Source organism: Streptomyces sp. A1277 (genome assembly GCF_004795015.1).
Taxonomy (GTDB): Bacteria; Actinomycetota; Actinomycetes; order Streptomycetales; family Streptomycetaceae; genus Streptomyces.
On record NZ_SSBI01000061.1, the window covers coordinates 31,911 to 42,500 of the forward strand.

11 protein-coding genes, 1 pseudogene and 1 riboswitch are annotated in these 10,590 nt (G+C 69.9%); of the genes and pseudogenes, 6 read left to right on the forward strand and 6 right to left on the reverse strand.

Annotated features, from left to right (window positions below; genetic code table 11):
• Positions 1–3: 3 nt before the first annotated feature.
• Positions 4–255: pseudogene (locus E6R18_RS30570) on the forward strand (MFS transporter); the annotation flags it as partial.
• Between the two features lie 49 nt (positions 256–304).
• Here the strand turns inward: E6R18_RS30570 and E6R18_RS30575 are convergent.
• The 5 genes from E6R18_RS30575 to E6R18_RS30600 form a co-directional block, all read right to left on the reverse strand.
• Positions 305–1,207 (reverse strand): GNAT family N-acetyltransferase, encoded by a 903-nt coding sequence (locus E6R18_RS30575; RefSeq protein ID WP_136320126.1) that lies wholly within the window; start codon positions 1,205–1,207, stop codon positions 305–307.
• A 303-nt stretch (positions 1,208–1,510) separates the two neighbouring features.
• The gene (locus E6R18_RS30585; RefSeq protein ID WP_136320128.1) at positions 1,511–1,990 is read right to left on the reverse strand and encodes an NUDIX hydrolase; all 480 of its coding nucleotides are present in this window, start codon (positions 1,988–1,990) and stop codon (positions 1,511–1,513) included.
• 63 nt (positions 1,991–2,053) lie between these two features.
• A complete protein-coding gene (locus E6R18_RS30590; protein ID WP_136320129.1) occupies positions 2,054–2,950 on the reverse strand; it encodes a LysR family transcriptional regulator in 897 nt (298 codons plus the stop codon).
• 250 nt (positions 2,951–3,200) lie between these two features.
• Complete coding sequence (locus E6R18_RS30595; protein WP_136320130.1) at positions 3,201–4,331, reverse strand: cystathionine gamma-lyase; 1,131 nt, start codon at positions 4,329–4,331, stop codon at positions 3,201–3,203.
• A 67-nt stretch (positions 4,332–4,398) separates the two neighbouring features.
• Positions 4,399–4,776, reverse strand: a complete 378-nt coding sequence (locus E6R18_RS30600; protein WP_136320131.1) for a phage holin family protein — start codon at positions 4,774–4,776, stop codon at positions 4,399–4,401.
• Positions 4,777–4,844: 68 nt separating this feature from the next.
• Between E6R18_RS30600 and E6R18_RS30605 the strand changes: the two genes are divergently transcribed.
• From E6R18_RS30605 to E6R18_RS30620, 4 genes are all read left to right on the forward strand, one after another.
• Positions 4,845–5,162, forward strand: a complete 318-nt coding sequence (locus tag E6R18_RS30605; protein WP_136320132.1) for a cupin domain-containing protein — start codon at positions 4,845–4,847, stop codon at positions 5,160–5,162.
• A 150-nt stretch (positions 5,163–5,312) separates the two neighbouring features.
• Positions 5,313–5,525, forward strand: a complete 213-nt coding sequence (locus tag E6R18_RS30610) for a DUF5326 family protein (protein WP_168712481.1) — start codon at positions 5,313–5,315, stop codon at positions 5,523–5,525.
• A gap of 241 nt (positions 5,526–5,766) precedes the next feature.
• Positions 5,767–6,537, forward strand: a complete 771-nt coding sequence (locus tag E6R18_RS30615; protein WP_276607276.1) for a helix-turn-helix domain-containing protein — start codon at positions 5,767–5,769, stop codon at positions 6,535–6,537.
• 101 nt (positions 6,538–6,638) lie between these two features.
• The gene (locus tag E6R18_RS30620; protein WP_136320134.1) at positions 6,639–7,076 is read left to right on the forward strand and encodes an SsgA family sporulation/cell division regulator; all 438 of its coding nucleotides are present in this window, start codon (positions 6,639–6,641) and stop codon (positions 7,074–7,076) included.
• A 79-nt stretch (positions 7,077–7,155) separates the two neighbouring features.
• Here E6R18_RS30620 and E6R18_RS30625 read toward each other — a convergent pair whose 3' ends face one another.
• A complete protein-coding gene (locus E6R18_RS30625) occupies positions 7,156–8,490 on the reverse strand; it encodes a YibE/F family protein (RefSeq protein ID WP_206308472.1) in 1,335 nt (444 codons plus the stop codon).
• Positions 8,491–8,560: 70 nt separating this feature from the next.
• A riboswitch (TPP riboswitch) is annotated at positions 8,561–8,694 on the forward strand.
• On the opposite strand from E6R18_RS30625, the gene thiC reads away from it, so the two are divergent.
• Positions 8,687–10,480 (forward strand): phosphomethylpyrimidine synthase ThiC, encoded by a 1,794-nt coding sequence (thiC, locus tag E6R18_RS30630; RefSeq protein ID WP_136320135.1) that lies wholly within the window; start codon positions 8,687–8,689, stop codon positions 10,478–10,480. Its footprint overlaps the riboswitch before it by 8 nt.
• The last annotated feature ends 110 nt before the right edge of the window (positions 10,481–10,590 follow it).

Genomic DNA, 10,590 nt, shown 5'->3' on the forward strand with positions numbered 1-10,590 from the left:
GCCCTGGCCTCGGCCGTGAACATCGGCGCCTTCAGCCTTGGCAACGCGCTCTCGGCGTGGCTGGGCGGCCTCGTCATCGCCGCCGGTCTCGGCTACACCGCCCCCAACTGGGTCGGCGCGGCGCTCGCCGCCTTTGCGCTGCTGCTCGCCGTTGTCTCCGACGTACTGGAACGCCGTGCGACCACCCCGGTCCGCCCAGGTCCTGTCGCCGCCCGTACCCCGGAGCCGGCGACCGTCCCCGCGGCCCGAAGTTGATGGCAGACGCCCGCCCCCCCGCGTACGTGCTCGGGGTGGGGGCCGGGCGTCAGCCGGTCGCCAGGCTCAGGGGGCCGAAGTACCGGGCCCGGTCCCCGTGCTGCCGCCCGCCGAGGACCATCTCCGTGGTCTCCGAGTGGGGCCGCAGCCCGCACGCCCCGACCCAGGCGAGCAGCTCCTCGTGGCGGGCATCGATGTCCACGCGCAGGGGCCGGTCCGTCGCCTCGGCCAGCGAGGACACGAGCAGCTTCGCCGTCGCGGTGTCCCTGGCGACCAGCGGCCCGACCGCGTGGTTGTCCCCGCTGGGCGAGAGCGCGGCGTACCCGATCAGCTCCCCGTTCGCCTCCGCCACCCGCAAGTGGGCGGCGAAGGTCGGGAACCGGGTCAGCAGATGGGTACGGTCGAGCCCGAAGACGTCCGAGTCCAGCTGCACCATGGCCCGTAGATCACCGGCCGAAGCAGGCCGAACGAAGACGTCCGCACTGCCGGACGGCTTCGCGCCACCGGAAGCGGTGGAGCCGGATTCCGCGGTTGGCCGGAAATGCCCCTTCAGGCGGACCGTGCGCCCCACCGGAACGAACCCGAGGCCCTCGTAGAGCGGCCGCCCGGCCGAGGTCGCGTAGAGGCTGAGCGGGGTGCCCCCGGCCGCCTCGATCACCCTCTCCATCAGGTACCGGCCCACGCCCCGCCGGGCATGGCGGCCGGCGACCAGCAGCATGCCGACGGCCGCCAGCTCGGGGCCGTACGAGACCAGTACACAGCTCGCCATCAGGCCCTTGCTGTCCGGGTCGTCGATGCCGTAACCCGTGCCGGCGGCCAGTAGCAGCGTCCAGCGCTCCTCGTCGCGCGGCCAGCCGCGGTCCTCGCTGAGGTCGGCACAGGGGACCAAGTCGTCCCGGGTGAGGCGCCGGAGGGGCAGATCGGTCAGCGGGCGGGGCAGTGAGCTGGACATACGGGCCAGGCTGTCCGACCGGCGATCGCCCGTCCACCGCTTTACCGGATCTGGCCGAGACGCGCAGCCGAAAATCGCACCGGGTGTGGAGGCGACAGACCGGTTTCACGTGAAACATGGCCCCCCGGACCGGCGGTGCGGGAAGCGACGGCTCACGAGCAGACGGCTCAGGAGCAGACAGTTCACGAGCAGACGGCTCAGGAGCAGACAGTTCGGCGGCAGATGGCTCAGGAGTAGACAGTCCGGGAAGCAGACACCTCGGAAGCGGGCGGCTCGGGCGCAGGCCGAGGCCGAGCGGCCGCATCACCCCAGATCGCGGGCGTGCAGGGCGCGGACCCCCTCGATGTTGCCGTCCAGGTAGTGCCGCAGCGACAGAGGCACGAGATGTACTGCGGCGATCCCGACCCGGCTGAACGGTACGCGTACGACGTCGTACTCCCCGCAGGGCTCGTTGACCTCGGGGCCGTGCCGCAGGGTCAGGTCCATGGAGTCGAGGCGGCAGACGAAGAAGTGCTGGACCTTGACGCCCTTCACCCCGCCCTCCTCGATGTGTTCCACGGTGTCGACGAAGCACGGCACCACATCGGTGATCTTGGCGCCGAGTTCCTCGTCCACCTCACGGTGCAGGGCGTCGACGACGGTGGCGTCCTCGGGTTCGACCCCGCCGCCCGGCGTGACCCAGTACGGATCCACTCCGGGCTTGGTGCGCTTGATGAGGATGAGGTCGTCGCCATCGAGCAGGATGGCGCGTGCGGTGCGCTTGACCACAGGACGTTCGGTCATGGCAAGAGCGTGGCCCGCGGGACCCGTTCTGAAACACCTCGGGGCTGCCGGACGTCCCTGAGGTCACCAGTCGGCCGCGGCACGCAGGAGCCACTCGTGCGCCCGGGCGAGATGCGGAAGCGCGAGCGTGCCGGTCCGCGCGGCCAGGAAGTAGGTGCGCAGGGGCGGGACCGGAGGGTCGAGGAGCGCCACCACCTCGCCCCGTTCCAGCGCCTCCTCGCACAGATAGCGCGGCAGCACGGCAAGCCCGGCACCCGCCGCCGCGCACTCCAGGACTGCCCGCAGATCCGGCACGATGACGGCTCCGGCGGCCGCGGGCGGGCTGTCGAAGACCGCGGCCCAGTAGCGGGAGACGAACGGCAGGCTCTCGTGCACCTCGACCACGGGCAGCTGGTCCAGGACCACGGGCCCGTTGCGCCGCAGCGTTCCCGGGCCCAGGCGTCCTGCCCAGCGCGGGGCGGCGATCAGGACGTGCTCCTCGTCGCAGAGGGGAGTGGCGGTGAGCAGCTCGCCGCGCGGCCGGGCCGTCACGACGGCCAGGTCGTGGTGGCCGGCGGCCAGGCCCTCCAGGGTCTCGTCCGTATCGGCGGAGAACGAGCCGCGCAGCGCGAGGCCCTGGGCGACCAGCGGGGTGAGCGCGGGCAGCACGCGCAGGGCGAGGAATTCCGGCGGTCCCGCCAGATGCAGTGTCCGTACCCGCGACTCCTCGTCCAGGTCGGTCTCGGTGATCTCGACGAGCGCGTCCAGATGGGGGGCGGCCCGGTGCGCGAGTTCGTCGCCGATCGTCGTCGGAGTCACCCCGCGGGCCCTGCGCAGGAAGAGCGGGCGGCCCAGTTGTCGTTCCAGGGTGCGGATCTGCGAGGTCACGGCGGGCTGCGAGAGGCCCAGCAGTGCGGCGGCGCGGGTGAAGGAGCCTGCTCGGTGCACGGTGACGAAGGTGCGCAGCAGCGCCAGATCCACGTCCCGTCCCTCCTGCCCTCACGCAGTGACGCATCCGAATGGGACCCGGTCAACCATAAATATGTCGATAGGTCGCTGTCGCTACTGTGATTGGACACTGACGCAGAGTCAACTAGCCTTGTCGAGGCGGTTCTTCACGCGGCAAAGGCGGCAAAGGCGGCAATTGCCGACGCGCAGGGCCGGGGCGGTCCGAGCCACGAGGGGGGAGGCTCGGACCGCCCGTACCGCACCGCGGGACAGGGGCGGGCGGTCAGTTTCCGCCGGTGGCCGCGGTCAGCGCCTGCTCGACATCGGCCACCAGGTCGGCGGCGTTCTCGGCGCCGACGGAGAAGCGGATGAACCCTTCCGGTACGGCGTCGCCGCCCCAGCGGGCCCGCCGCTCGGCGGTGGAGCGTACGCCGCCGAAACTGGTGGCGTCCTCCGCCAGGCGCAGGGCCGACAGGAAGCGCTCCGCGGTCTCCCGGTCGGCCAGCACGAACGACACCACCGAGCCGAAGCGCCGCATCTGCCGCACCGCGTTCGCGTACGAGGGGTCGGTGGGCAGGCCCGGGTAGCGCAGCCCGGTCACGTCCGGGTGCTCGCTGAGCGCCTCGGCGAGAGCGAGGGCATTGGCGCACTGCCGCTCGCTCCGCAGGTCCAGCGTGGCCAGCGACCGGTGCGCGAGCCATGCCTCCATCGGGCCGGGGATCGCGCCGACGACCTTGCGCCAGCGCCGCACCCCGGCGGCGAGCTCGGCATCGCGGCAGGTCACATGGCCGAGCAGGAGGTCGCCGTGGCCGGTCATCCCCTTGGTGTCACTGGCCACCGAGAAGTCGGCGCCCAGCTCCAGCGGGCGCTGGCCGAGCGGGGTGGCGAGGGTGTTGTCGACGGCCACCAGCGTGGAGCCGGCGTGCGCGGCCTCGACGAGCCGCCGCACGTCGCAGACGTCGAGCCCCGGGTTGGAGGGCGTCTCGAGCCACAGGAGCTTCGCCCCCTCCAGCGCGGCCAGCTGCGCGTCGCCTCCGGTCGGGGCGGTCCGCACCTCGACTCCGTACGCCTCCAGCTGCGCCCGGAGCAGGGGAAGCGCCTGGTAGCCGTCGTCGGGCAGGACGACGGCGTCGCCGCTGCGCGCCTGGGACAGCAGGACGGCCGAGATCGCGGCCATGCCGGAGGCGAAGACCGTGGTCTCCACGCTCTCCCCCGGCGCTTCGAGCTCCCCGATGGCGCGTTCGAGACGGGTCCAGGTCGGGTTGGTGTCCCGGCCGTAGGTGTAGGGGCCGGTCGGTTCGCCGGACAGGTGGTAGTGCGCGGCGAAGACCGGGCCGGGGAGGGTGGGCTCGTACTGCTGCGGTTCCGGCAGGCCGGCTCGTACCGCCCGCGTTCCCTCGCCCATGGTGCTCATACCTCGTCCTCGCTTCTCTCCCCGGCCGGTCACCGGTCCTGCCCGCACTTTCGCAGGTGGTCGTCGATCAGTCTTCGTCGGGCAGGACGACGTTCAGCGCCCAGGACACGATCGAGACGATCAGGCCGCCGAGGACGGCGGTCCAGAAGCCGTGGACGTGGAAGCTCAGATCGAACACGTCGGCCAGCCACGAGGTGAGCAGCAGCATCAGCGCGTTCACCACGAGGGTGATCAGCCCCAGCGTGAGGATGAAGAGGGGCAGGGTGAGCAGCTTCACCACGGGCTTGACCACGGAGTTGACCAGGCCGAAGATCAGCGCGACCAGGATCAGGGTCAGGGCCTTGCGGCCGGTGCTGCCGCCGGTCAGCGTGATGTCCTGGAGCAGCCAGATGGCCACGGCCAGCGCACCCGCGTTGGCGATCGTCTTGACTACGAAATTCTTCATGTGTCTGATCGTGGCAGACATGATCGGTGGCGGACACCGGCTGGACAGAGGCAAGGGGCGGACGGGCCATGAAGGCATTCAGGCTGGACGAACTGGAGGCGGAACGGGCCGCCAACGACGGTGCGTACCTGCAGTTCCTTCGCGAGCGGAACATGTCGGTCGGCCTGTACGCCCTGAACGCCGGCGAGCTCGACCCGCAGCAACCGCACGGCCAGGACGAGGTCTACTTCGTGGTCAGCGGGCGCGCGTCGATCACCGTCGGCATGGAAACGACGCAGGTGGGGAGAGGGAGTGTGGTGTACGTACCCGCCGGCACCGCCCACAAGTTCCACCACATCACCGAGGATCTGCGCGTGATGGTGGTCTTCTCACCGCCCGAGGGCTGACCCCTCGGAGGCCGTTCTCCCGCCGACCGGTCCTCGTCCCGGGGTTCCCTAGGGGATCGATCAGGGGAGTTCAAGGGCTTCCCGGGCCCCGGGGGCCACCCTTTCGCCTCTAGCATCGGAGCAGGAACTCACAGAGACGAGGTAAGGACGATGGCCGTGCGGGAGATATTCGCTGGTATGCCCTGGTGGGTGAAGTGGATCGCGGTGCCCGTGATCGCGATCGTCGTGTTCGGCGGGCTGATCGTCAGCCTGGTCACGTTCGTGGTCGGACTGCTCTTCAAGATCCTGATCTTCGTGATCCTGGTCGGCGGCCTGGTCTTCCTCGTGCGGAAGTTCATGTCGTCCTCCGGCAACGGATGGTGACCGTACGCCCGACGGGCGATTAGCCCAGCTGAGCTAAGGGAAAGGCGAATCGGCCCCCGGTCACCAGGCTGCCGATACAGTGACAGTTCGCTGTCGCCGCCTGGGAAAAGCGCCGTTAGTCACCACCCTGACCAGCGGTTTGTACGGGATCCGGCCCCCGGACCCCCAGGTCCGCGGCAGACCTGTGGGGGAGGCCCCCACGGGCGGGCTGACCGCCCGTCACCACGCCTGGGGGTGACCGTTGACCACGGCATCGAGTAGGGCTGTTCCGACGCTGATCGGGTCGGTGCAGCGGGCGCTGAGACTGCTGGAGGCCGTGGGTACCCATCGCGACGGGGCCCCGGCCAAACAGCTCGCGAGGGAAGCGGGGCTTCCCCTTCCCACCGCCTACCACCTGCTGCGGACCCTGACCTACGAGGGATATCTGCGCCGGGAGAACGGCGTCTTCCTCTTCGGTGCGGCCGCGGAACGCCTGGTGGGCGACGGCGCCCTGCCGAACCGTCGCAGCACCGTGGTCCAGTCGCTGGGCCGCTGGCGGGACGTCGTGGGAGCTCCCGTCTACTGCGCCATCTACCGCGAGGGCGAGATCGAGCTCCTCGCGGTGGCGGACACCCCCGAGGTACCGGCGGTCGACGAGTGGGCCGCCTTCCGGGAGACCGGCCACGCGCACGCGATCGGCCAGTGCCTGCTGAGCCGGCTGGACGAGCGGGCCCGCGAGGACCATCTGGACCGGCATCCGGTCCGTCCGCTGACCCGGTACTCCGTGCGCGACCGTGCGACCTTCCTCGCCCGGCTGCGGTCGCTGGAGCATACGGAACCGGTCATCGAACGTCAGGAGTACGCCCTCGGGACGGTCTGTGCGGCGATCCCGATCACGGCCGGATTCACCGCTGCCGCGATGGCCATTTCGGTACCTGTCGACCAGGAAGAACGGTTGCTCCCCGCAGTCGAACGACTACGCGGTGAAGTGGCCAGCCTCTTGCGCTCGTTCGTGTTCTCTATCAGTATCTGAAAAATCACTCCTTGTGATCTGCTATCGCGTGCACCACGATGGCGTCAATAGGGCCATGGGGGATCATTCCTGGCCAGATTCATCTACTGCGGGGTTGAACGATGCGCGAGTCGGTTCAAGCTGAGGTCATGATGAGCTTCCTCGTCTCCGAGGAGCTCTCATTCCGTATCCCGGTGGAGCTCCGGTACGAAGTGTGCGATCCGTACGCGATCCGGATGACCTTCCATCTGCCCGGCGACGCCCCCGTCACCTGGGCCTTCGGCCGTGAGCTGCTGCTCGACGGCCTCAACAGCCCCAGCGGTGACGGCGATGTACACATCGGGCCGACCGAGCCCGAAGGGTTGTCAGATGTCCACATCCGGTTGCAGGTGGGCGCCGACCGTGCGCTCTTCAGGGCGGGCACGGCGCCCCTGGTCGCCTTCCTCGACCGCACGGACAAGCTGGTGCCGCTCGGGCAGGAGTGCACACTGGGTGACTTCGACGGCAATTTGGAGGAGGCGCTGGGGCGCATTCTGGCCGAAGAGCAGAACGCCGGCTGAAGGAGACCGTGTCCTCGGACCTCTCATGACACTCGAACACGACACCTGCCGAACGGGTGAATCACGCTCCGTGTTCCGGTCAGGGCTTCACCCGTCGCCGCCGGCCCCTGCCGCTCCGCACGGGTGCCGAAGCTCCGGCTTCCGCGCCGACCCCCGTGCGGTCCGCGGAGACGACCAGCGCCGCGAGCGCGGTCGTCACGGGTACGGAGGCGACCAGTCCGATCGAGCCGACCAGCGTGCGCACGATCTCCTCCGCCACCAGCTCGCTGTTGGCGACCGTACCCACGCTGCTCTGCGCGACCGAGAACAGCAGCAGGAGGGGGAGCGCGGCGCCCGCATAGGCGAGCACCAGGGTGTTGACCACCGAGGCGATGTGATCGCGTCCGATTCTGATCCCTGCCCGGTAGAGCTGCTTCGCACTCATGGTGGGATTGGCCTGGCGCAGTTCCCAGACGGCCGACGTCTGGGTCACCGTCACGTCGTCGAGCACGCCCAGGGAACCGATGATGACGCCGGCCAGCAGCAGGCCGCTCATGTCGATGTGCGGATACAGGCCGTGGATGAGGCCGGTGTTGTCGTCGGTGTTCCCGCTCAGGCTCGCCCAGCCGATGAACAGCGAGCCGAGCAGCCCGATCAGCAGCAGTGAGATCAGGGTGCCGATGACGGCGACGGAGGTGCGGGCGGTCGGACCGTGGCAGATGTAGAGCGCGGCCAGCATGATCGCGCCGGCCCCGACGACCGCCACCAGCAGCGGATTCGAGCCCTGCAGGATGGCCGGCAGAATGAACAGGGTCAGCACGGCGAACGACAGGGCGAGCGCCACCAGCGCCATCACCCCGCGCATCCTGCCCACGAGCACCACCGCGAGGGCGAAGATCCCCGCCAGCAGCACCAGGGGGAACTCCCGGTTCACGTCCGTCACGGAGTACTGGAGGTCATGGGGTGCGTCGGGGGCGTACGCCACCACCACCCCCTGGCCCTCCCCGAGCTGTCGCGGGGCGTCCGGCTGGACGACCTCGACGAATCTGCGTCCCCGGTCCGGGCCGCCGGTGACCTCGACGGTGGCCTTCTCGCAGAGGCTGTCGCCGGTGGGCTGCTCGCCGGTGGGCGGGGTGGTCTCGCCGCTGACGGGGAGCTGGGCGGCGTTCACGTCCTTGCAGTCGACCTTGACGACACTCACCACCTTCCCCTGCTGGGTCTGCCGGTCGAAGCCGACACCGGTCCGTTCGTGCGCCGGCGCACCACCCGGCCAGAGCGCCACGAGACCGACGAGCACGGCGGCCGCGAAGGGGATCAGCACGGCGGCGATCACCTTGCGCAGGTGGGCGGAGACGGGCGCGGCGGGGCCATGACTGTGCGTATGGGCGTGCTGCTGATGACCCTGCGGTTCTGAGTCGCGATGAGGGGGCGTCACCGGCCGATCATCGCAAGAAGAAAGAGGCCCCCTGTTCAGGTCGCCCTGACGACCGCTAGCGTGGTGGCACCTTTGCACACGCGGGAGCTCGGAGCACCGGGCTGAGAGGGCGCTGACCGCCGTACGACCGTACGGGAGACGCTGCGCCGACCGCCGAACCTGTTACCGGGTAATGCCGGCGTAGGGAGTAGGTCTCATGACCACATCGGACACACGCACGCCTGCCTCCAACCAGGGCGACGAGGCCGGGAAGTCCATCGGCTGGCACAAGGGATACGTCCAGGGCCCGCGCCCGGACATCCGGGTGCCCGTCCGTCAGGTGCACCTCACCAACGGCCACGACGTGACGCTGTACGACACCTCGGGTCCGTACACCGATCCCGCCGTCGGGACCGACGTCCGCCGCGGACTCGCTCCCCTTCGCGAGAACTGGATCATCGCCCGCAGCGATACCGAGGAGTACGCGGGCCGCCCCGCCCGCCCGGAGGACGACGGGCTCAAGCACACCGCGCCCCGGGGCGGGCTGCGCAATCTGGACGCGGTCTTCCCCGGCCGCCCGCGCAGGCCGCGGCGCAGCGGGGACGGGCGGCCCGTCACCCAGCTCGCGTACGCCCGCCGGGGCGAGGTCACCCCGGAGATGGAGTACGTCGCGGTCCGGGAGAACGTCGCGCCGGAGGTGGTGCGCGAGGAGATCGCCGCCGGTCGCGCGGTGCTGCCGGCCAACGTCAACCACCCGGAGACCGAGCCGATGATCATCGGGAAGCGGTTCCTGGTGAAGGTCAATGCCAACATCGGCAACTCCGCGGTGACGTCCTCCATCGAGGAGGAGGTGGACAAGATGACGTGGGCGACCCGGTGGGGCGCCGACACGGTCATGGACCTTTCCACCGGCCGCAACATCCACACCACCCGTGAGTGGGTACTTCGCAATTCACCCGTACCGATCGGCACCGTTCCCCTCTACCAGGCCCTCGAAAAGGTCGATGGCCGGGCGGAGGAGCTGACCTGGGAGATCTACAAGGACACCGTCATCGAGCAGGCCGAACAGGGCGTCGACTACATGACGGTGCACGCCGGCGTACGCCTGCCGTACGTGCCGCTGACCGCCCGCCGGAAGACCGGCATCGTCTCCCGGGGCGGCTCGATCATGGCGGCGTGGTGCCTCGCGCACCACAAGGAGTCGTTTCTGTACGAGCACTTCGAGGAGCTCTGCGAGATCCTCGCCGCGTACGACGTGACGTACTCCCTGGGCGACGGGCTGCGCCCCGGGTCGATCGCGGACGCCAACGACGAGGCCCAGTTCGCCGAACTGCGCACGCTCGGCGAGCTCAACGCGGTGGCCAAGCGGTTCGGGGTGCAGACCATGATCGAGGGACCGGGCCATGTCCCGATGCACAAGATCAAGGAGAACATCGACCTCCAGCAGGAGATCTGCGAGGAGGCGCCGTTCTACACGCTCGGCCCGCTGACCACCGACATCGCGCCGGCGTACGACCACATCACCTCGGGCATCGGCGCCGCGATGATCGCCTGGTGGGGGACGGCGATGCTCTGCTACGTGACGCCCAAGGAGCATCTGGGCCTGCCGAACCGGGACGATGTGAAGACCGGCGTCATCACGTACAAGATCGCGGCCCATGCGGCGGACCTGGCGAAGGGGCATCCGGGGGCGCAGGAGTGGGACGACGCGCTGTCGGACGCGCGGTTCGAGTTCCGCTGGGAGGACCAGTTCAACCTGGCGCTCGACCCGGACACCGCACGGGAGTTCCACGACGAGACCCTGCCGGCCGAGCCGGCGAAGACGGCGCACTTCTGCTCGATGTGCGGTCCGAAGTTCTGCTCGATGAAGATCAGCCACAGCATCAGCGAGCAGTTCGGCTCCTCGGCGGCCGCGGAGGCGACGGCCGAGGAGGTCGCCGAGGGGATGCTCAGGAAGTCGCGTGAGTTCGCGGCGGGCGGGAACCGGGTGTACCTGCCGCTGGCCGACTGACCCGGCGCGGGGGTCCCGTACGGCTCCGGCCCCCGCTCCCGGTCAGTCCAGCTCGTGCTCCGGGCCGCCGAAATCGGGGCTCGTGAAGTCCGGGCTGCTGAACGTCGGGC